Annotated in this window: 17 protein-coding genes; 15 read left to right on the forward strand and 2 right to left on the reverse strand. The window is 48.1% G+C overall.

What is annotated here, in order from left to right; genetic code table 11:
• Positions 1 to 56: 56 nt before the first annotated feature.
• The 13 genes from DWZ40_RS16385 (at position 57) to DWZ40_RS16450 (ending at position 15,598) form a co-directional block, all read left to right on the forward strand.
• Positions 57 to 266, forward strand: coding sequence for a hypothetical protein (locus DWZ40_RS16385; protein WP_118543944.1), 210 nt, complete (start codon positions 57 to 59; stop codon positions 264 to 266).
• A gap of 376 nt (positions 267 to 642) precedes the next feature.
• Positions 643 to 1,464 (forward strand): sporulation transcription factor Spo0A, encoded by an 822-nt coding sequence (gene spo0A, locus DWZ40_RS16395; RefSeq protein ID WP_118543946.1) that lies wholly within the window; start codon positions 643 to 645, stop codon positions 1,462 to 1,464.
• A 175-nt stretch (positions 1,465 to 1,639) separates the two neighbouring features.
• On the forward strand, positions 1,640 to 3,085 hold the full coding sequence (glgA, locus tag DWZ40_RS16400) for a glycogen synthase GlgA (RefSeq protein ID WP_118543947.1): 1,446 nt from the start codon (positions 1,640 to 1,642) through the stop codon (positions 3,083 to 3,085).
• Positions 3,086 to 3,200: 115 nt separating this feature from the next.
• Positions 3,201 to 3,662 (forward strand): divergent PAP2 family protein, encoded by a 462-nt coding sequence (locus DWZ40_RS16405; protein WP_118543948.1) that lies wholly within the window; start codon positions 3,201 to 3,203, stop codon positions 3,660 to 3,662.
• A 175-nt stretch (positions 3,663 to 3,837) separates the two neighbouring features.
• On the forward strand, positions 3,838 to 4,104 hold the full coding sequence (gene rpsO / locus DWZ40_RS16410; protein WP_118530908.1) for a 30S ribosomal protein S15: 267 nt from the start codon (positions 3,838 to 3,840) through the stop codon (positions 4,102 to 4,104).
• 271 nt (positions 4,105 to 4,375) lie between these two features.
• Complete coding sequence (locus DWZ40_RS16415; protein WP_118543949.1) at positions 4,376 to 6,484, forward strand: polyribonucleotide nucleotidyltransferase; 2,109 nt, start codon at positions 4,376 to 4,378, stop codon at positions 6,482 to 6,484.
• Between the two features lie 3 nt (positions 6,485 to 6,487).
• Positions 6,488 to 7,957 (forward strand): M14 family zinc carboxypeptidase, encoded by a 1,470-nt coding sequence (locus tag DWZ40_RS16420; protein WP_118543950.1) that lies wholly within the window; start codon positions 6,488 to 6,490, stop codon positions 7,955 to 7,957.
• Between the two features lie 237 nt (positions 7,958 to 8,194).
• Positions 8,195 to 9,868 carry a Na/Pi cotransporter family protein gene (locus DWZ40_RS16425; RefSeq protein ID WP_118543951.1) on the forward strand — a complete coding sequence of 558 codons (1,674 nt, stop codon included), beginning with the start codon at positions 8,195 to 8,197 and terminating at the stop codon, positions 9,866 to 9,868.
• Positions 9,869 to 10,113: 245 nt separating this feature from the next.
• Positions 10,114 to 11,145, forward strand: a complete 1,032-nt coding sequence (gap, locus tag DWZ40_RS16430; protein ID WP_118543952.1) for a type I glyceraldehyde-3-phosphate dehydrogenase — start codon at positions 10,114 to 10,116, stop codon at positions 11,143 to 11,145.
• Positions 11,146 to 11,325: 180 nt separating this feature from the next.
• Positions 11,326 to 12,549, forward strand: a complete 1,224-nt coding sequence (locus tag DWZ40_RS16435) for a phosphoglycerate kinase (protein WP_118543953.1) — start codon at positions 11,326 to 11,328, stop codon at positions 12,547 to 12,549.
• A gap of 172 nt (positions 12,550 to 12,721) precedes the next feature.
• Entirely contained in the window at positions 12,722 to 13,474 is a 753-nt protein-coding gene (tpiA, locus tag DWZ40_RS16440; RefSeq protein WP_118543954.1) for a triose-phosphate isomerase, read from the forward strand.
• Between the two features lie 281 nt (positions 13,475 to 13,755).
• On the forward strand, positions 13,756 to 14,913 hold the full coding sequence (locus DWZ40_RS16445; RefSeq protein ID WP_118543955.1) for a DUF4118 domain-containing protein: 1,158 nt from the start codon (positions 13,756 to 13,758) through the stop codon (positions 14,911 to 14,913).
• Positions 14,903 to 15,598, forward strand: coding sequence for a response regulator transcription factor (locus tag DWZ40_RS16450; protein WP_118543956.1), 696 nt, complete (start codon positions 14,903 to 14,905; stop codon positions 15,596 to 15,598). The genes DWZ40_RS16445 and DWZ40_RS16450 overlap by 11 nt, the downstream gene beginning before the upstream one ends.
• Positions 15,599 to 15,610: 12 nt before the next feature.
• Here DWZ40_RS16450 and DWZ40_RS16455 read toward each other — a convergent pair whose 3' ends face one another.
• A complete protein-coding gene (locus DWZ40_RS16455) occupies positions 15,611 to 16,471 on the reverse strand; it encodes a hypothetical protein (protein ID WP_118543957.1) in 861 nt (286 codons plus the stop codon).
• A 153-nt stretch (positions 16,472 to 16,624) separates the two neighbouring features.
• Between DWZ40_RS16455 and DWZ40_RS16460 the strand changes: the two genes are divergently transcribed.
• Positions 16,625 to 17,986, forward strand: coding sequence for an MATE family efflux transporter (locus DWZ40_RS16460; protein WP_118543958.1), 1,362 nt, complete (start codon positions 16,625 to 16,627; stop codon positions 17,984 to 17,986).
• Between the two features lie 92 nt (positions 17,987 to 18,078).
• Here the strand turns inward: DWZ40_RS16460 and DWZ40_RS16465 are convergent, their stop codons facing one another.
• Positions 18,079 to 19,500 carry a polysaccharide deacetylase gene (locus DWZ40_RS16465; RefSeq protein WP_118543959.1) on the reverse strand — a complete coding sequence of 474 codons (1,422 nt, stop codon included), beginning with the start codon at positions 19,498 to 19,500 and terminating at the stop codon, positions 18,079 to 18,081.
• Between the two features lie 96 nt (positions 19,501 to 19,596).
• On the opposite strand from DWZ40_RS16465, the gene DWZ40_RS16470 reads away from it, so the two are divergent.
• On the forward strand, positions 19,597 to 20,934 hold the full coding sequence (locus DWZ40_RS16470) for a serine hydrolase (protein ID WP_118543960.1): 1,338 nt from the start codon (positions 19,597 to 19,599) through the stop codon (positions 20,932 to 20,934).
• Positions 20,935 to 21,125: the final 191 nt, after the last annotated feature.

The following is a 21,125-nucleotide window of genomic DNA, read 5'->3' on the forward strand; positions in this document are numbered from 1 at the left end:
ATTACGAAGAACGGGAGTATCTTTCCGGGATTGCGGAAAACGGCGGTGTAGACGGTGTGCTGACTCGTCCTTTCTTCCTGTCTAACCTTGCAACTGTGATCGACCGGGTACATAGCGAAGTGCCTGCGGATGCGCCGGAGCGTGCTTCCATCCTAAACGGTATGCGTTTCCTCTGCGCGGAGGATAACGCCCTGAATGCGGAGATCCTGCAGGCGGCAAATCTGCGGGGGGCAGGCTGTTCATCGGTAGAAGACGACGCAACATAACAGAATAATTCCAGGTAAAAAGCGCTGCAGCAATGCGGCGCTTTTTTGTTTAACTTGGAAACGTTGTAAAAATATGAAAAAAATTCTCCACAAAGCGTTATATCTGACAGGATTCATTCGTCATAAAGTAGGAAAGCCGAACATGCAAGGCGGTCTGTCTGAGATGAAATGCAGACATGTCTGGAAAACAAACGGCGGAGCGACTGCAAAAACGCTGCATAAGATGATTCTGAGCGTTTGTCGAATTATGCGGGAAGCGTCGAATGGTGCGCCAGGACCTGGTTGTTCCCTTGCAAAGACGGCGTGTATAATACAAATTGTGTAACTATCCGTCATATAGATGGTATGTCGGATTTGGGGACAGGAGGAATGGATCATGGCAGAATTAAATATTGCGATTGCAGAAGATAACCCGTTAATGTTGGAATTACTGAGCAGTATACTGGAAGCAGAAGAAGGGTTCCATGTGGTCGGGAAAGCAGACAATGGAGAAGATGCCTATCAGATGATCATGGAGAAAAATCCGGATATTGTTCTTCTGGATGTGATTATGCCAAAGCTGGATGGGATTACCGTGCTGGAGAAGGTTCGTGCGGCAAAAGGCGGAAAAGATATGCCTTCCATCATTATGGTAACTGCTGCGGGAAATGAGACTGTGGCATCGGCAGCATTTCGGAATGGAGCCAGTTACTATATCTTAAAGCCGTTTGACCGGGAAGTTCTTCTCGACAAGATCCGTCTGGTTGCGGAGGAGCGTTTCCGTTCCAGAATGGTATCTTCCGTGCGGGAAAAACCGGCAGAAGCTTACCTGAATCATATAAATAAAGGAGATTACCTGCGTCAGAACCTGGAAGATGATGTCACACAGCTGCTTCACGAGATTGGAATACCAGCTCATATCAAAGGATATCAGTATCTGCGGGATGCGATTACGATTTCCGTAGAAGAACAGGATATGCTGGTTTCCGTGACCAAGGTTTTGTATCCCACGATCGCAAAGAAGCATGGAACTACGGCGAGCCGTGTGGAACGGGCAATCCGTCATGCCATTGAGGTGGCGTGGAGCCGCGGACAGCTGGAGATGATCCACGAGATTTTTGGTTATACGGTAAACAGCGGAAAAGGAAAACCTACGAACTCAGAATTTATTGCACTGATCACAGATAAGATCCGTCTGGATTATAAACGGGCTCTGTGATCTTTTGAGAAAACCTGCCTTGCGCCTGAAATTTTACAAAAAAGGAGATTTGTAAATAAGTAAAAATCAAATCAAAGTTTCATAAAGATTTTACTTCCTAAAACGGTATAAATCATGTATACTGATAAGTAAGACAGTCCGCTTGGGGGCAGACTGGTGCAGAGGAGGGGTTCGTATGAAGAACATATTATTTGTCGCATCAGAAGCAGTTCCATTTATCAAGACAGGAGGACTCGCTGATGTGGTTGGTTCTTTGCCAAAATGCTTTGACAAGGAGTACTTCGATGTCAGGGTTATGATACCAAAATATTTGTGTATCCCGGAAAAATGGCGCAATGAAATGACCTATATTGACCATTTTTATATGGATTATCTGGGACAGAGCCGTTATGTGGGAATCATGGAATATGTCTATGACGGCATTACCTTTTATTTTATTGACAATGAATCCTACTTTGGCGGTCCGAAGCCATATGGTGACTGGCTGTATGATCTGGAGAAGTTTTCTTTCTTCTGCAACGCGGCATTATCCGCACTCCCGGTTATCGGTTTTAAACCGGATGTAGTCCATTGTCACGACTGGCAGACTGGTCTGATCCCGGTTTACTTAAAGGACCGTTTCCGCGGCGGAGAGTTTTTTGCAAACATGAAATCCGTTATGACGATCCACAACTTAAAATTCCAGGGGGTCTGGGATGTTAAGACCATCCAGCGATTTTCCATGCTGCCGGATTATTACTTTACACCGGATAAGCTGGAAGCATACAAAGACGGAAACATGCTAAAGGGCGGGATTGTATTTGCAGATGCTGTTACCACCGTAAGCCAGACCTATGCAGAGGAAATCAAGATGCCGTTTTATGGCGAGGGTCTGGATGGTCTGATGCGTGCCCGTTCCGGCGATCTGCGCGGTATCGTAAACGGAATCGACTATGAAGAGTTTAATCCGGCGACCGATAAACTGATCGTACAGCCATATAATGCAAAGAATTTCCGCAAGGAAAAAGTGAAAAACAAAAAGCAGCTCCAGGCACAGCTGGGACTTCCTGTGGATGAAAAGAAATTCATGGTCGGCATTGTTTCCAGACTGACTGACCAGAAAGGTCTGGATCTGGTTCAGTGTGTGATGGATGAACTCTGCAGCGATGACATGCAGCTGGTAGTACTGGGAACCGGCGACGAAAAATACGAGAACATGTTCCGTCATTATGACTGGAAATATCATGACCGTGTATCGGCGCAGATTTATTATTCCAACGAGATGTCCCATAAGATTTATGCAGGCTGTGACGCATTCCTTATGCCGTCTTTGTTTGAGCCGTGTGGCTTAAGCCAGCTGATGGCACTCCGCTACGGCACTGTGCCGATCGTGCGCGAGACCGGTGGCCTGAAGGATACGGTAGAGCCTTATAATGAGTATGAGAGCCGCGGAACCGGATTCTCTTTCTCAAATTATAATGCACACGAGATGTTAGATACCGTTCGCTATGCAAAGTATATCTACTACAGTAAAAAGCGGGAATGGAACAAGATCATTGACCGTGCCATGGCAGCAGATTTCTCCTGGCAGCAGTCAGCATGCAAATACCAGGAACTTTATGACTGGCTGATTGGCTATTGATCCCAAGTGTTTGCCTGCGCAGGAAAGGAACGTTCCCGACAGGCGGTTGTGAAAGATCCAATGCAAACGTCTGCGTGCACAGCAACAAAACGAAAAAGGAAAGCAGGATTACAACATGGGATTTTGGGATAAACTGCTGAGTAACGAAGTACTGATCAGCGCCATTGTGGGCTGGACGGTTGCTCAGGTTTTAAAAACACTTATCGATTTTGGCTTGAATAAAAGCTTTACTCCGGAACGCCTTGTCGGATCCGGCGGCATGCCGAGTTCGCACTCTGCAACGGTCTGCGGGCTTACGACTGCGGCAGGACTTTGCTATGGAGTGGATTCGTTCCAGTTTGCCATCAGTTTTATTCTGGCTGCGGTTGTCATGTACGATGCCATCGGGGTCCGTCAGGAGACAGGAAAGCAGGCAAAATTGCTGAACCTGATCATGGAGCAGGACTGGTTTAACTTAAATAATCAGGAAATCCAGAAGCGGCTGAAGGAATTTGTCGGACATACACCGCTTCAGGTAGCAGCGGGAGCAGCACTTGGCATTTTGCTGGCTCTGGTTGTGCATCAGAACTATTTATAGTTCTGTTTGCGCATGCGGTCTGGCACAGAAACTATTTATAAAAACGAGTTGACACAGGAAAACGGATATGCTATTATAGTCCGGTATGAGTTAGCGCCGGGACCCAGTCGTTTGGATAACTCCAACCAATGACCTGGTTTACGGTGAGTATATTATTTTTAAGGAGGAAATCAACATGATTTCAAAGGAAAAGAAAGCAGCAATCATCGCTGAGTACGGCAGAAAAGCAGGAGATACCGGTTCACCAGAGGTTCAGATCGCAATCCTGACTGCAAGAATCGCAGAGCTGACTGAGCATTTAAAGAGCAATCAGAAGGATCATCATTCCAGACGTGGTCTGTTAAAGATGGTAGGTCAGAGACGTGGTCTTCTTGACTACTTAAAGAAAACCGACCTGGAAGGCTATCGTGCACTGATTGAAAAGTTAGGCATCAGAAAGTAATTAGGACGTTAGGGTGGAGAGGTCATCTCCACCCTTTTGTTTTTTACTGCCATGCACCGGAAGAAAACTGCCAGTGGCAGATTCGGCGGGCTGCATGGAGCGAAAAACGTTCTGAGTTACCTGGATATTTTCTGGAAGGTATATCCCGAAGCCGCTGCTGTATACACAAGGCATGTCAGCCCGATAGAACGATGCATTTCCTTTGTGTACAGAGCAGTAGTTTCGGAGCCTTCTGTGAATATATAGAATGAAAGAGAAAAGGAGACAACCCATGTACAAAAGTTTTAGTATGGAACTTGCCGGAAGAACCCTGACTGTGGATGTAAACAGAGTTGCAAAGCAGGCAAACGGCGCAGCATTTATGCATTATGGCGATACCACCGTATTATCTACCGCTACGGCATCTGATAAACCGAGAGACGGCATTGATTTCTTCCCGTTAAGCGTAGAATATGAAGAAAAATTATACTCTGTAGGAAAGATCCCGGGAGGCTTCAACAAGAGAGAGGGAAAGGCATCTGAGAATGCAATCCTGACTTCCCGCGTCATCGACCGTCCGATGAGACCGCTGTTCCCGAAGGATTACCGCAACGATGTAACCTTGAACAACATGGTTATGAGCGTAGATCCGGAGTGTCGTCCGGAGTTAGTTGCAATGTTAGGCGCTGCAATCGCAACCTGCATTTCTGACATCCCGTTTGATGGTCCGTGTGCCATGACCCAGGTTGGCATGATCGATGGCGAGTTTATCATCAACCCGACCCAGGCTCAGTGGAAACAGGGCGATTTAAACTTAACCGTAGCATCTACCCGTGAGAAGGTCATCATGATCGAGGCTGGCGCAAACGAGATCCCGGAAGCAAAGATGATCGAGGCTATTTACAAGGCTCATGAGATCAATCAGGAGATCATTAAATTCATCGACACCATTGTGGCAGAGTGCGGCAAGGCAAAACACAGCTACGAGAGCTGTGCGATTCCGGAAGAGCTGTTTGCAGCGATCAAGGAGATCGTAACTCCGGAGCAGATGGAAGAGGCTGTCTTCACCGATGACAAGCAGACCCGTGAGGAGAACATCCGTCAGATCACCGAGAAACTCGAAGAGGCATTTGCAGACAACGAAGAGTGGCTTGCAGTGCTTGGCGAGGCTGTTTACCAGTACCAGAAGAAGACCGTCCGCAAGATGATCTTAAAAGACCACAAGAGACCGGATGGCCGTGAGATCACCCAGATCCGTCCGCTGGCAGCAGAGGTTGACCTGATCCCGCGTGTACATGGTTCCGCAATGTTTACCCGTGGACAGACCCAGATCTGCAACGTATGTACCCTGGCTCCGCTGTCTGAGCAGCAGAAGTTAGATGGCCTGGATGAGAACGAAGTATCCAAGCGCTACATGCATCATTATAACTTCCCGTCCTACTCTGTAGGTGAGACCAAGCCATCCAGAGGACCGGGACGCCGTGAGATCGGTCATGGCGCACTGGCTGAGCGTGCCCTGGTTCCGGTACTGCCGTCCGAGGAAGAGTTCCCGTACGCAATCCGTACCGTATCCGAGACTTTCGAGTCCAACGGTTCTACCTCCATGGCATCCACCTGTGCTTCCTGCATGTCCTTAATGGCAGCAGGCGTGCCGATCAAGAAGATGGTAGCAGGCATTTCCTGCGGTCTTGTTACCGGTGAGACCGACGATGATTTCGTTCTCTTAACCGATATCCAGGGCCTTGAGGATTTCTTCGGCGATATGGACTTTAAGGTAACCGGTACCACCGACGGTATCACTGCAATCCAGATGGATATCAAGATCCATGGTCTGACCAGACCGATCGTAGAGGGTGCGATCGCAAGATGTCGCGAGGCAAGACTCTTCATCATGGATACCTGCATGAAGCCGGCAATCTCTGAGCCAAGAAAAGAAGTTGGCAAATATGCTCCGAAGATCGACCAGATCAGCATTGATCCGCAGAAGATCGGCGATGTGGTTGGTAAGCAGGGCTGCGTGATCAACAAGATCATCGAGGAGACCGGCGTGAAGATCGACATTTCTGAGGAAGGCAACGTAGCAATCTGTGGTACCGACAAAGAGATGATCGAGAAAGCAAAGAGCATCATCAAGAGCATTGTAACCGACATTGAGCCGGGTCAGGTTATGACCGGTAAGGTTGTCCGCATTATGCCGTTTGGTGCTTTCGTCGAGCTGAAGCCGAAGAAAGATGGTATGATTCACATCTCCAGACTTTCCGACAAGCGCGTAGAGAAAGTGGAAGATGTTGTAAATATCGGTGATATGGTAACCGTTAAGGTTCTTGACGTTGACAAAATGGGCAAGATCAGCCTCAGCATGAAGCCGGGCGACCTTGCAAAAAAGGAAAGTGAAAACTAAATTATGAACTGTAAAAGATATTTTACAGGTGCTCTGGCTGCCTTTATGGTAGCCAGTAGTGCTTTTATGACTTACGCGGACGGTCCTGCATCCATGGGAACCGATCCGGCAGGACTTACATCAGCGCCCGGTGAGATGACCGGGACAGGAAACCAGGATACAGCGTCTGCGGTGACGGAAGCACCGGCTGCATCGGAAGCACAAAGCGGAAGCAGTACTGTGACGGCAGGAAGCCAGACAGCCGGGAATTCGACAGCGGGCAGTGGCAGTGTCACAGCCGGAAACCAGGCAGCAGGAAGCGCAACTGTGACGGCAGGAAGCCAGACAGCGGGCAGCACTGCCGTAATAGCAGGCGGAGGTGCGTCTGTAAACCAGACGGTCACGGCCGGCACGCAGACAGGACCTTCCTCCGGGGTGATCACGGTGGGAAGCGGAGCGGCGGTTGGCATTGCAGCAGGTCCGGGCGGCGTGATGATTCCATCGGCAGTTGAAAATGGAAATCTTTCTTTTGCAGGACAGCTTCAGAACCCAGTTGTGAAAGTTGTCGAAAAATACAGTTATGACCAGATGAGCCGTGACATCAACACGCTGAAAGAACGCTACGGAAACCATCTGCAGGTGAATACCATAGGAACGAGCCTGGATGGACGGGCTCTTTATGAGATGGTGATCGGGAATCTGAATGCGTCGAAACATGTGCTGATCCATGCGGGAATTCATGCGCGGGAGTACATGACGCCGCTTCTGGTCATGAAACAGGCGGAACATCTGCTGGCTTTTTATGACAGCGGAACTTATCAGGGGCGGAGCCTTTCTGGTATTCTGGACGGTGTGGCAGTCCACATAGTGCCGATGGTGAATCCGGATGGAATCACCATCAGCCAGTTTGGCGTGTCAGCGCTCCGTTCTTCTGACCTGCGTCAGATTGTAAATCAGTGTTATGCGCAGGATAAGGCGGACGGACGTACCAGCCAGGAATTTGGCCGCTATTTGAATTTGTGGAAAGCAAATGGGCGTGGCGTGGACTTAAATCAGAATTTCCCGGCATTGTGGGAAAGTATCACGACCGGTCCGTCCCATGCTTCTTACGCAAACTACAAAGGAACCAGCGCACTTTCTGAGCCGGAGAGCCAGGCGCTTGCGAATCTTGCCAATTCCAGAAACTGGGCACTTACTATCAGTTATCACAGTATGGGAAACCTAGTTTACTGGGATTTTGCGGGAAACAAAGTATCAGCCGGGTCTAAGGCGCTCGCTGATCTGGTAACCGGACTTTCCGGATATCAGATCAATGCAAGCAGCGGAAAGGGTGGTTTCAAGGACTATGTCCAGATCAAAGACAATCCGATTCCAAGTCTGACGATTGAGGTAGGAAGTGTTGCCTGCCCGATGCCGGTCAGCGAGTTTGGCAATGTCTGGAACAGTAACCAGGCTGTAATGGCAGCTGTAGCTGCCTATGCAGCGGATCATTGATCAAAACGGATCGGATGGTACATTAACAGGAATGCTGAGGTTTTCACAATTCTTTTGCAATATTTCGTTGAGAATGCCTGTCGCAGATGCTGCGGCAGGCATTTTTACATACTATTTATCCAAAATTTAGTTAAATTTTAAAAATGGTTGGAAATGCAGGTAGCAGTATGGTATGATTAAATTGTTTGCGGACTGAAGAGAATAAAGAGAAAAAGTACGCGAGACGAGGAGGAGAGTATGTCAATCAGCGACATTTCAAACGGGTTTAGTTTCCTTGGAGGTCTCGGCATGTTCCTTTATGGCATGAATATCATGGCAGACGGCATGCAGAAGACAGCAGGAAGCAAAATGAGCAGTTTCCTTGGAATGCTCACAAATAACCGCTTCCTGGCCGTGGCTCTGGGTGCGTTAATCACGGCGATCATCCAGTCCAGTGGTGCTACAACGGTTATGGTAGTCGGTTTTGTAAGTGCAGGCGTTTTAAACCTGTCCCAGGCGGTCGGCGTGATCATGGGTGCTAATATCGGTACCACCATCACCGCATGGATCGTATCCATGAGCCAGCTCGGAGATGCATTTGAAGTTATGAAGCCGAGTTTTTATGCACCGGCGATCATTGGAATCGGAGCTTTGCTTCTGGTTTTTGCGAAAAGTCAGAAGAAAAAGATGGTCGGCGAGATTATGATCGGTCTTGGACTTTTGTTCATTGGTCTGGATTTTATGTCTGGTTCCATAAGTCCGTATACCGATGCCCCGATCTTTGCAAAAGCGTTTGAGGTTCTTGGCGGAAACCCGCTTCTGGGTATGCTGATCGGTGCACTGGTTACTGCACTGTTACAGAGTTCATCTGCTTCTGTCGGTATTTTGCAGACTCTGGCCATGAACGGGATCGTAACGACCAATGCAGCAATCTATATTACCCTTGGCCAGAACATTGGTTCCTGTGTAACAGCAATGCTGTCCAGTATGGGAGGTTCCCGTACCGCAAAGCGTGCAGCGGTTATGCATCTGACTTTCAACGTGATCGGTGCGATTGTGTTTGGAACCATTGGTTTTATCTTTTTCAGTCTGCGTCCGGCTTTTGCGGCGGCGAATATCAATGCGGTACAGATTTCTATCTTCCATACGATCTTTAACCTGTCCATGACAACGCTGCTGTTCCCATTTGCAGATGTACTGGTAAAAATCTCCGGTATCGTTGTGAAAGAGAAAGAAGAAAAAGAACCGGTTGTGGAAGATGCAGAAACAGCTGCAACCCTCAAGCATCTGGATGAGCGTATTTTTGAGTCTCCGGCCTTTGCCGTTGAGACAGCTGCCCTTGAAGTAGTCCATATGGGCCAGATCACCTATGAAAATGTAACACGCGCCATTGATGCAGTCCTGACGGTGAACTCCGATGAGGTGGAAACCGTATTTAAGGTGGAGCAGACCATCAACAACATGGAAAAGATGCTGACAGAATACCTGATCAAGGTAGACAATCTTTCCCTGACCGAGAAACAGAAGAAGGTTGTAAACAACTTATTCTACAGTGTCAGCGATATCGAGCGTATCGGTGACCATGCGGAAAACCTGGCGGAGCAGGCTCAGTATATGGTGGAACACAGACTTCAGTTTTCCACTACCGGATCGGATGATTTGCGTTCGATCAGTGACAGCGTATTAAAATCGTTCCAGTATGCCATCGATGCGAGACAGAATGGAAATATGGAGGCAGTACGAAAAGTTAGCCAGTACGAGGACGATGTCGACAGCCAGGAAGAAGAACTCCGCGAAAAACACATCGAGCGTTTGTCAGCAGGCGAGTGCAATGCATCGGCAGGTGTCGTCTTCCTCGATATCATCAGCAATCTGGAACGTGTATCCGATCATGCCTACAATCTGGCTGGATATGTAAAAGATGAGATGTAAATCATGACAGATTGATGCGAGAAAAAATACAGAAACAGCGTTCTTTGTATACAAAGCACAAAAGAAAGCCCTTCGGAGCCGGTCTCCGAGGGGCTTCTTTGACAAAAACAAGACGAAAATTCAAGTGTTTTTGTCAATATGGCAAAAAAAGGCTTGCTATTTTGTGTGTAATTAGGTACAATAAGAACAAGGTTGATGAGTTTTTAACAATCATCATATTTTTAACAATCTAGGAGGAATGAATCATGGCAGTTAAAGTAGCAATCAATGGTTTTGGTCGTATCGGCCGTCTGGCTTTCAGACAGATGTTTGGCGCAGAAGGTTATGAGGTAGTGGCTATCAACGACTTAACCGATCCGAAGATGTTAGCTCACTTATTAAAATACGATACCGCACAGGGCGGATACGCAGGTCACATCGGTGAAGGCAAGCACACCGTAGAGGCTGGCGAGGATTCCATCACAGTTGACGGCAAGAAGATCACTATCTACAAAGAAGCTAAGGCAGCAGACCTTCCGTGGGGAGAGATCGGCGTAGATGTAGTATTAGAGTGTACTGGTTTCTACACCTCCAAAGAGAAAGCACAGGCTCACATTGACGCAGGCGCAAAGAAAGTTGTTATCTCCGCTCCGGCAGGAAACGACTTAAAGACCATCGTTTACAGCGTAAACGAGAACACCCTGACTGCAGAGGATACCATCATTTCCGCAGCATCCTGCACCACCAACTGCTTAGCACCTATGGCGAAGGCACTGAACGATTACGCTCCGATCCAGTCTGGTATCATGAGCACCATTCATGCTTACACCGGCGACCAGATGATCCTGGATGGTCCGCACAGAAAAGGTGATTTAAGAAGAGCAAGAGCAGGCGCTGCAAACATCGTTCCGAACTCCACCGGTGCTGCAAAGGCAATCGGTCTGGTTATTCCGGAGTTAAACGGCAAGCTCATCGGTTCTGCACAGCGTGTTCCGGTGCCGACCGGTTCTACCACCATCTTAACCGCAGTTGTTAAGAAAGCTGGCGTTACCAAAGAGGATATCAACGCAGCTATGAAAGCAGCAGCAAGCGAGTCCTTCGGCTACAACGAGGATCCGATCGTTTCTTCCGATGTTATCGGTATGAAGTACGGTTCCCTGTTCGATGCAACCCAGACCATGGTAGCTCAGATCGCAGATGATCTGTACGAGGTTCAGGTTGTTTCATGGTACGACAACGAGAACTCTTACACCAGCCAGATGGTTCGCACCATCAAATACTTCGCAGAGCTGGCATAATTTCTGCTAAAGAAAATTATTACAAAAGACTCAGATTAGGGTCCGGTCACGTGTGGACCGGATCCTTTTTCGCTTTATAGTGCTACATTTGGGAATCTGGAAAAAGATTGGTTGCTGCCCGCATAGCACGCAAACAGCAGCCATGCAGAAAATTTGGATACAGGAAAGGGGATTACCTCCATGTTAAATAAAAAAAGTATTGATGATCTGAAAAATTTAAAAGGAAAAAGAGTGCTGGTGCGCTGTGATTTCAACGTTCCGTTAAAGAATGGTGTCATCACCGATGAGACCCGTATCGTGGCTGCACTCCCGACCATCCAGAAGCTGATCGGTGAGGGCGCAAAGGTCATTCTTTGTTCCCATCTTGGCAAAGTAAAGAATGGTCCGAACGAGGGTGAGTCCTTAGCTCCGGTTGCAGTACGCCTGTCCGAAAAGCTGGGCAAAGAGGTTGTATTCGTAGCAGATTACAACGTAACCGGTGAGGCAGCAACCAAAGCAGTAGAAGCGATGAAAGAAGGCGATGTTGTCCTTCTTCAGAATACCCGTTTCCGCGGCGCAGAAGAGACCAAGAACGGCGAACAGTTCAGCAAAGAGCTGGCTGACCTGGCAGATGACTATGTATGCGACGCATTCGGTTCCTCCCACAGAGCACACGCTTCCGTAGAGGGCGTAACCAAATTCATCACCGCAAAGGGCGGTACCAACGCAGTTGGTTATCTGATGCAGAAAGAAATTGATTTCCTGGGCAATGCAGTAGAAAATCCGGTAAGACCGTTCGTAGCAATCCTGGGCGGCGCAAAGGTTGCGGACAAGTTAAATGTAATTTCCAACCTGCTTGAGAAATGCGATACCCTGATCATCGGCGGCGGCATGGCGTTCACCTTCTTAAAGGCAGAGGGCAAGGAAATCGGTAAATCCCTGGTAGATGATACCAAGTTAGATTACTGTAAAGAGATGCTGGAAAAGGCTGAGAAGCTTGGCAAGAAATTGCTTCTTCCGGTAGACGCAGCAGTCGCAGCATCCTTCCCGGATCCGATTGATGCACCGATCGAGGTTGCAAACGTAGCAGCAGATCAGATCCCGGCTGACATGATGGGTCTGGATATCGGCACAGAAACCGCAAAACTTTATGCTGAGGCAGTAAAGAGCGCTAAGACCGTCGTATGGAACGGACCGATGGGCGTATTCGAGAACCCGACCCTGGCAGCAGGTACCATTGCTGTAGCAAAGGCACTGGCAGAGACCGACGCAACCACCATCATCGGCGGCGGTGATTCCGCAGCAGCAGTCAACCAGCTTGGCTTCGCAGACAAGATGAGCCACATCTCCACTGGTGGCGGCGCATCCCTGGAATTCTTAGAGGGTAAGTCCCTCCCAGGCGTAGCAGCAGCAGATGATAAGTAAGCACTTAAGTGAACACTTAGTGCGTGCGAGCCAAGGGCGAAGCACAAGCTTAGTGTGAACTTACTTCCCCGCACTTAGTGAATGCAAGCCAAAGGCGCAGTATGAACTTAGTAAGAGGAAGTTTCAATAAGCTTCCTTTCACAAGTTTCCAATATAAAAAAGGAGAGAAAAAATGTCCAGAAAAAAAATTATCGCAGGCAACTGGAAGATGAACATGACTCCTTCCGAGGCAGTTGCCCTGATCGAAACCTTAAAACCACTTGTAAAAAACGATGAAGTAGATGTTTTGCTTTGTGTTCCGGCCATCGACATTATCCCGGCGATGGAGGCAGCAAAGGGAACCAACATCCAGATCGGTGCCGAGAATATGTACTTCGAGGAGAAGGGGGCCTACACCGGCGAAATCTCCCCGAATATGTTAGTCGATGCAGGCGTAAAATATGTCATCATCGGCCATTCTGAGAGAAGAGAATACTTTGCAGAGACCAATGAAACCGTAAACAAGAAAGTCTTAAAGGCATTTGAGCATGGTATTACCCCGATCATTTGCTGCGGCGAGAGCCTGACCCAGAGAGAGCAGGGCATCACCATTGACTGGATCCGCCAGCAGATCAAGGTTGCATTCTTAAATGTCACTGCAGACCAGGCAAAGACTGCAGTGATCGCTTACGAGCCAATCTGGGCGATCGGAACCGGAAAGGTTGCTACGACTGAGCAGGCACAGGAGGTATGTGCAGCAATCCGCGCATGCATCGGTGAGATCTACGACGAGGCAACTGCAGCAGCAATCCGTATCCAGTATGGCGGTTCTGTATCTGCGGCAAGTGCCCCGGAACTGTTTGCACAGGCAGATATCGACGGTGGTCTGGTAGGCGGAGCTTCCTTAAAACCGGATTTCGGCGCAATTGTCAATTACAATAAGTAAGACATTTCTGGAAAACAGCAAGTGTAAGCTGCGCAGTGTATGAACCGTAACAGCCGTAAAGGTGCTGTTAAGGAATTGCCCCCCAAAAGGTGAAAAACTATACACAAAATCATTTTTGTAGTAAAATATGAGGGAACGGAAGGAAACTTCCGCTCCCTTTTTCGAGTTTCGCATGGAGCTGTGTCTGGTGAAACAAAAAGCGCTTTACTTAAGGCAGGATGCCAGTGGTGCATCAGCTGTTTGCGGAATAGAAAATTCACGGATGTATAGTGGGGGACGTTATGAGTGAAACTGAAAAAAAGCTAGAAGTTGAAAAAAAACGAAAAAGAAAACCTAAAAACGCAGAAAAAGAACATCCAAAATTGAGCAATGTGATTGTGCACAATGTTGTGATCACGTTCTTGATCATGGGAATATCTACGATTATTGCGCAGGCCTTTTTCCATTATAGCAGGAACTCTACCAGTGTGGCGATCATTTATGTCTTGACGGTTATGCTGATCGCACGTTACACAACGGGTTACATTACCGGTATCATTGCATCTATTTTTGGTGTGTTTTTTGTGAACTATGTCTTTACCTATCCATACATGAACTTTAACTTTTCAATCGATGGGTATCCGGTAACGTTTCTCGGTATGCTTCTGGTATCTTCGATCACCAGTACAACGACAACCCGCTTTAAAAAACAGAACCAGCTTTTAAATGAACGGGAAAAACTGCTGGTAGAAGCGGAAAAAGAGACCATGCGGGCGAATCTTTTAAGAGCGGTATCGCATGATTTAAGAACACCACTTACAAGCATTATCGGACTGGCAGATACTGCGTTAAGCGACAGCCCGGAAATTACGCAGGAAAAGCGCCGGGAACTGTTAGAAGGGATCCGGGATGATGCCAACTGGCTGCTGAATATGGTGGAAAATTTGTTGTCGGTAACCAGGATCCGTGTGGGCGATGCCCATGTAAATACGTCACCGGAGCCACTGGAAGAAGTTGTGGCGGAAGCCGTACAGCGTTTCCGGAAACGTCTGCCGCAGGGAAAAGTCGATGTTAAGATCCCGGATGAATTTCTTATGGTTCCGATGGATGCGACCCTGATCGAACAGGTAATCATTAATCTTCTGGAAAATGCAGTTTACCATTCCGGGACCGATGAGCCGATTGAGTTTTATGTAGAAAAACGGGAAGATTGTGTGGCATTTCACATCCGGGATTACGGAAAAGGAATTGATCCGGAACGTCTGAAGATAATTTTTGATGGAGCAGGAATGGAACCCAATGCCAGCGGAGATTCCCACAAAGGAATGGGGATTGGTCTTACCATCTGTAAGACGATCATCAATGCACATAACGGAAGCATTGAGGCAGCTAACCGCTTAAAGGGAGCTGAATTTATTTTTACATTACCATTGGAAGAGGAAGAAGAACATGACAAATAAACAGGTGATTCTGATCATTGAAGATGAAAAAAATATTGGAAATTATATTGAAACCATTGTGATATCAAACGGTTACAAAGCACTGCGTGCCATGAACGGAATGTCGGGGCTTTCCCTTTGCACCTCCCACCATCCGGATCTGATCCTTTTGGATCTGGGTCTGCCGGATCTTGACGGAAGTGAAGTGCTGGAGCGGATCCGCGGCTTTTCTGCGGTACCGATCATTGTAATTTCTGCGAGAACGCAGGAGGCAGAAAAAGTACAGGCACTCGATAAGGGGGCAGACGATTACATAACCAAGCCGTTTGGTTCAGAAGAACTACTGGCACGCATCCGCACCGCGTTGCGCCACAGTGCCCAGATCGTCAGTGCCGGACCGCGGGAAACCGTATATTCACGGGATGGTCTGGTGATTGATTTTGATAAGCGTGTCGTTACCTTAAACGGAGAAGACATCCATCTGACCCAGATTGAGTATAAGCTGGTGTCCCTTCTTGCGAAAAATGCAGGAAAAGTACTTACGTACGACTTTATCCTAAAGGAAATCTGGGGACCATATGCCGATACGGACAATCAGATTCTTCGTGTAAACATGGCGAATATCCGTCGGAAACTCGAAACAAATCCGGCAGAGCCACACTACATTTTCACGGAAATTGGTGTGGGATACCGGATGAAAGAATGATGATAGATGATGTTAGAATCCGCTGTTGATGATCTTCCAGTCGTCAGATTTGGATTTCCTGGCAATACTGATATAACGGAACGGGTTTCCGTCCCTGCGGTCCAGGTTGGTCAGAACGCGGTAGATGATGATATTTCCAGGACTGTAATCCTCTTCAATGCCACTGTTGTGGTATTGAGGGTCAGAAGAGTCTGCCGGGTAGATCTGGTCGACTCCTTCAAAAGAGATGACTTCTTCTGTGAAATAATGTTGAGCCAGCGCTTCAGTCGTGTCTAGTTCCTCCTGTGTGAGTGATTCCAGGTAGGAAGCACCTGATGTGCTGGTTTCTTTTGTTGCTGCACTGGTTCCGGAAATCTGTCCGGCAAATTCGGAAGGAATCATGGAAAGTGCATTGCGGTCAGATTCAGAAAGTGTATAATAGAAGTTGAGCCACTTTAAGGTATCTTTGGAAAGTTCTTTTTTCTTTTTATAAACACCTTGAAACTCCACGGTGTCATCAGCCAGAAAAAGTTCACAGATTCTGGCTGTTTCGTCTGTGATCAGACCGATCGCCCCGTCTGCGAGAAACGAGTAAGATTTGCCCTGACAGTCGAAATTTGCTTCTCCGTTATTGACCGGTGTGGTATTGGCAGCCGTGACAGACTGGATCGTGCCATCGGTGTATCCTGGAAAAACAGATACCGTTCTTTGCGTGTCATAGTAAAGAATGTTGTTTAACAGGATCATATTGGCTGGTTCTTCCTGGTTTTGCGTGTCGGCAAGCTCTGTATCAGTACTTTGCGTTTCCTTGCTTTCGCTGATACTGCATCCGGAAGCGGAAACAGCTGCCGCGGACAAAAGAAAAAGAACCAGAACTTTACGGTATATTTGCATAATCATTCTCCAATAACAATAGTGTTGTCATTATAGCAAGGAACCGATAAAAAAGCTTTAAGATATTTTTAATTTTAGATTACTTCTTCAAGATTGCGCAGCATGAAACGGTGCAGACAGCAGTAAAAGAAACCCAGGGAAGGAACAGAAAACATGACAAAAGATAATTTCAGAGAAAATCAGATTACGGAAGGCATCATCTGGCAGCAGCTTCTGCTGTTTTTCTTTCCGATTCTCTTTGGTACTTTTTTTCAGCAGCTTTACAATGCAGCGGATGCCATGATCGTAGGCCGTTTTGTGGGAAAAGAAGCATTATCGGCAGTAGGTGGTTCCACCAGCATGCTGACACAGCTGATCGTAGGCTTTTTTGTCGGATTGTCGTCGGGAGCTTCCGTGATCGTTTCCCAGTATTACGGTGCAAAACGCTCGGAGATGGTTGGATATGCAGTTCATACTGCGCTGATGTTCAGTATCCTTTCCGGCTTTGTGATCATGGCGGCAGGAATCTGGTTTGCTCCGGCCATGCTTACTGCCATGGGAACACCGGAGGATGTACAGGGGCTTTCCTTAACGTATTTGCGAATTTATTTTTTGGGGATCATTGCCAATCTGGTTTATAATATGGGGGCTGCGATTTTGCGCGCCGTGGGAGATTCCAAAAGACCGCTTTATTTTCTAGCGACCAGCTGCCTGACCAATATTGCTCTTGATATCCTGCTCGTTGTGATCTGCAGGCTCGGTGTAGTGGGAGCGGCGCTTGCAACCATTCTTTCCCAGCTTTTAAGTGCAGTGCTGGTGCTTGGCTGTCTCATAAGAACCAAAGATATGCACCGGCTGATCCTGAAAGAATTGCGGCTGGATGGACGGATGCTAAAACGGATCATCCGTATAGGACTTCCGGCGGGAATGCAGTCTGTGATGTACGGACTGTCGAATGTAATCATCCAGGCAGGCATTAATTCGCTTGGAACCAATACGGTTGCTGCCTGGGCCGCTTACAGTAAGCTGGATTCCGTGTTCTGGATGATGATCAATGCGTTTGGCATTTCGGTGACAACCTTCGTGGGACAGAATTTTGGTGCCGGGAAGATGGAGCGGGTACACCGGGGCGTGCGGACCTGCATGATCATGACAATCCTGTCTTCTTTGGGCATGTCATTTCTGATCTACCGGTTTGGTGTGTACGGCTATGAACTGTTTACCACAGACCGTGAGGTAATTCACATCGGCATTGCCATGATGCACTATCTGGCTCCGATGTATGTAGAATACGTGGCAATCGAAATCCTTTCCGGCGCTCTGCGCGGAGTGGGGGATTGCTGGTGGCCGATGATCATCTGTCTTCTGGGTGTTTGTGTGCTGCGCGTCAGCTGGATTCTGATCGCAGTTCCATTGAAACGGGATATTTACACGATCATGTTCAGTTATCCGCTGACCTGGATCACAACCACGATTCTGTTTATCATTTATTATTTGTTTTTCGGGAAGCTTAAGATAAGAAAAACGGTTGCGTAATGCGGAAACAGGAATGAAAAAAACTGCAGGTGATGGATTCATCTGCAGTTTTTTTCATGATATTGATGGGACGTCAGTGGTGTATCTGCTGCTTACATTTCCGGTACCGGAGTGGGTCTGGATTTGTCAAAAACATCTTCTGCGCGGAAGAGATCGTCCAGCTTGCGGGAACGTCCTTCTGCATCTGCCGTAATATCTTTCCACATGCGGTAGCCGTCTAAGTTGCGGCGGCCCTGACGCAGGTAGTCATCGCCAAGCTGTACCCAGTACTGGCTGGAATCGACGTTGCAGAAATAGCGGAAGCCCACGTTGTAAAGATAGCGGAAGCGTTCATTGTCCATGGTATAAGGATGCCAGTCACCGACATCCGCACCAAATGGGAACAGAATGATATCCGTAGGTCCGATCAGGGATTCTACTTCCGATTCCCATTTGTCTGTATCGGATTGGAAACGTTCCCACTCCACGGTGCCGAGATTCAAGTGTCCCCAGCTGTGGGAGGCAAGTTCAAAACCGTTGTCCCTCAGACATTGTGCGACCTGGGAAGCAGCCTGCCGGTCTTCTTCATAGGTTGCGGAACCGGCATAGGAAGATGCCGTGCGGTATCCAAGGATTCCTTCATAGCCTGTGAATGCCAAAACGGCGCGGGCCCCTTTGTAGGAGAAATCAGGATGATGTTCGCAGAACTTGTCCAGGATCGGAACCAGGTCATAGTCCCCGGTGCGGACAGATCCATCATCCATGGTCATTTCGCAGGTTGGCTTGCCGTCTTCGCCAATGACAATGCGGCTGGCGAAGCCGTCTCCATCCATGTAGGGATAATAGCATAAGTCATCCTGGGACATAACAAACGGAATTTTTCCAGGCGGCAGCATAATGTCGCCGGCTTTCATGACCGTATTTCCATTTTCATCGGTTGTCTCATAAGCCATATCGTGGAGTCGTACCAGGACATAGCCCTTGCTGTACAGGCTTTCCAGGATTTTGTTGAATTCATCGATGGTAGTCATGACCTGATTGTAACCATCCTGATCGTTGTCGCCATCGAATGCCTTGGATGGATTCGCTACCAGAGTATGAAAGAATACATGGGTAATCTTACTGATCGGTGTGCGGACCAGCGTTTCTTTTGTGGATTCATATTCGGAAATGGCATTGATAACTTCCGGGTCGGAAGCGAATTCTTCCGATGCTTTTAACCGGTCTATGGCAGCGTCGTAGTCGTAGCCGGCTGCAAGCAGATAAGCCTGGTGAAGCAGGTCTGCTGCCGGAGTATCGGGCATGACAAAGCCGTCTCCCTCGGTTGGAGTTTCTGCTAAGTCAGAAGAGTCCGTGGAAATGACGATGGAACTGGTCGCGTCAGGTGTGCTGGTATCATGATGCTTTTTCAGAAAAAAAATGCCGGTGCCAAGTGCACCGATCAGTACAACGCAGGCTGCAGCTGCCAGAAAACGTGGAAACCGCGGGCGGCGGCGCCTGTGGCTGTATGACCTGCCGGAATAATATTCGTTCATATAAAAACCCCTTTACTATGATATTTTCATCATAGCATAGAACCTGAAAAATAGCCATAGATTGCATTATAGAAAAGGGGAAAAGTGAGGCGTTTTATGAAACGATGGGGGATGATCATGTGCTTTTGTCTGCTGGTGAATCTGGTGAATCCAATCGTCTGCGATGCGGCGCACATGCCGGGATTACGGGGAGAACCGGGACTGCCGGGATCGCGGAGAGAGCCGGGCCTGCAGGGAGAAGCGATGTTGCCTGGATTGCAGGAAAAGCCGGGACTGCAGGGAGAACAGGAAATACAAAGGGAACTGGACTCACAGGAACTGTCTGCAGAATCCACGGTGCAGGTGCAGGCGCCGTCTGCCGTTTTGATGGAAGCTTCCACGGGGCAGATCATTTATGAAAAAAATGCGGATGAAAGGCGCAGTCCGGCCAGCATAACAAAGATTATGACCCTGATCTTAATCTTCGATGCGATCGATGAAGGAAAAATCCGGCTGACCGATGAGGTGGTAACCAGCGCCCATGCAAAATCCATGGGCGGTTCGCAGGTTTTTCTGGAGGAGGGAGAGGTGCAGACGGTGGAAACCCTGATCAAATGCATTGTGGTGGCATCGGGGAATGATGCATCGGTCGCGATGGCAGAATACATAGCCGGATCGGAAGATGCTTTTGTCCAGCGCATGAATGAACGTGCTAAGGCTCTGGGAATGTCAGGAACCCATTTTACAGACTGCTGTGGTCTGACGGAATCACCGGAGCATCTGACTACAGCGCGGGATATTGCAGTCATGTCGCGGGAACTCATTACGAAATATCCGCAGATCCATACCTACTCCACTATCTGGATGGAAAACATTACCCATGTGACAAAGCAGGGAACGAAAGAGTTTGGGCTTTCCAACACGAATAAGTTATTAAAGATGGCAACCAATTTTAAAGTGACTGGCTTAAAAACCGGATCGACTTCCCTTGCAAAATATTGTCTGTCCGCCACTGCTGAGAAAGACGGAGTACGCCTGATTGCAGTTGTGATGGCAGCACCGGACTACAAGGCACGTTTTGCAGATGCCCAGAACCTTTTAAATTACGGTTATGCAAGCTGCCGGCTTTACGAGGATCAGGAAATGGTGCCGCTCCCGGTTATGGAAGTAACGGATGGTGTTGCCCAGTCCGTTTTTCTGAAATACGCAGGAAGTTTTTCCTATCTGAGTTTAAACGGTGAGGATTTTTCGGCGATCGAGAAGAAACTGATGCTGCCGGAAACCCTGAAGGCTCCGGTAAGTGCCGGAGAAAAAGTTGGAGTATTGCGCTATGAGCTGAATGGGAAGGTACTGGGGGAGGTCGGGATTCTGACAAATGGAAGCGTGGAGAAAGCCGGATTTTTCGATTATTTGCAGATGGTAATGCGGATCTGGAATCTGGGTGCACATACGTGACACGGAATCGCTGTCGAATATGGGCAGACAGAAAGAAAACTGTTACGGACATTATGCGTGAACAGCAGCGAAAAAACAGGTCAGACAGATCAAAAGGCGAACCGTTGGGGAATCGGTTTCATACATTGTAGGTATTAAGAGGTTTGACAGGAGGCATTTCGGTTTGAGAAGAAAAGGAATCGGGTGTTTAT

It is taken from the genome of Clostridium sp. AF32-12BH (genome assembly GCF_003477935.1).
Classification (GTDB): Bacteria; Bacillota; Clostridia; order Lachnospirales; family Lachnospiraceae; genus Brotaphodocola.

What these genes read in the sequence shown, in the direction of transcription:
- DWZ40_RS16460 (WP_118543958.1), top strand. Translation starts at nt 16,625, where the DNA reads ATGACAAAAGATAATTTCAGAGAAAATCAGATTACGGAAGGCATCATC.
- DWZ40_RS16445 (WP_118543955.1), top strand. Translation starts at nt 13,756, where the DNA reads ATGAGTGAAACTGAAAAAAAGCTAGAAGTTGAAAAAAAACGAAAAAGA.
- glgA (WP_118543947.1), top strand. Translation starts at nt 1,640, where the DNA reads ATGAAGAACATATTATTTGTCGCATCAGAAGCAGTTCCATTTATCAAG.
- DWZ40_RS16470 (WP_118543960.1), top strand. Translation starts at nt 19,597, where the DNA reads ATGAAACGATGGGGGATGATCATGTGCTTTTGTCTGCTGGTGAATCTG.
- spo0A (WP_118543946.1), top strand. Translation starts at nt 643, where the DNA reads ATGGCAGAATTAAATATTGCGATTGCAGAAGATAACCCGTTAATGTTG.
- rpsO (WP_118530908.1), top strand. Translation starts at nt 3,838, where the DNA reads ATGATTTCAAAGGAAAAGAAAGCAGCAATCATCGCTGAGTACGGCAGA.
- DWZ40_RS16425 (WP_118543951.1), top strand. Translation starts at nt 8,195, where the DNA reads ATGTCAATCAGCGACATTTCAAACGGGTTTAGTTTCCTTGGAGGTCTC.
- gap (WP_118543952.1), top strand. Translation starts at nt 10,114, where the DNA reads ATGGCAGTTAAAGTAGCAATCAATGGTTTTGGTCGTATCGGCCGTCTG.
- DWZ40_RS16405 (WP_118543948.1), top strand. Translation starts at nt 3,201, where the DNA reads ATGGGATTTTGGGATAAACTGCTGAGTAACGAAGTACTGATCAGCGCC.
- DWZ40_RS16415 (WP_118543949.1), top strand. Translation starts at nt 4,376, where the DNA reads ATGTACAAAAGTTTTAGTATGGAACTTGCCGGAAGAACCCTGACTGTG.
- tpiA (WP_118543954.1), top strand. Translation starts at nt 12,722, where the DNA reads ATGTCCAGAAAAAAAATTATCGCAGGCAACTGGAAGATGAACATGACT.
- DWZ40_RS16455 (WP_118543957.1), bottom strand. Translation starts at nt 16,471, where the DNA reads ATGCAAATATACCGTAAAGTTCTGGTTCTTTTTCTTTTGTCCGCGGCA.
- DWZ40_RS16435 (WP_118543953.1), top strand. Translation starts at nt 11,326, where the DNA reads ATGTTAAATAAAAAAAGTATTGATGATCTGAAAAATTTAAAAGGAAAA.
- DWZ40_RS16450 (WP_118543956.1), top strand. Translation starts at nt 14,903, where the DNA reads ATGACAAATAAACAGGTGATTCTGATCATTGAAGATGAAAAAAATATT.
- DWZ40_RS16420 (WP_118543950.1), top strand. Translation starts at nt 6,488, where the DNA reads ATGAACTGTAAAAGATATTTTACAGGTGCTCTGGCTGCCTTTATGGTA.
- DWZ40_RS16465 (WP_118543959.1), bottom strand. Translation starts at nt 19,500, where the DNA reads ATGAACGAATATTATTCCGGCAGGTCATACAGCCACAGGCGCCGCCGC.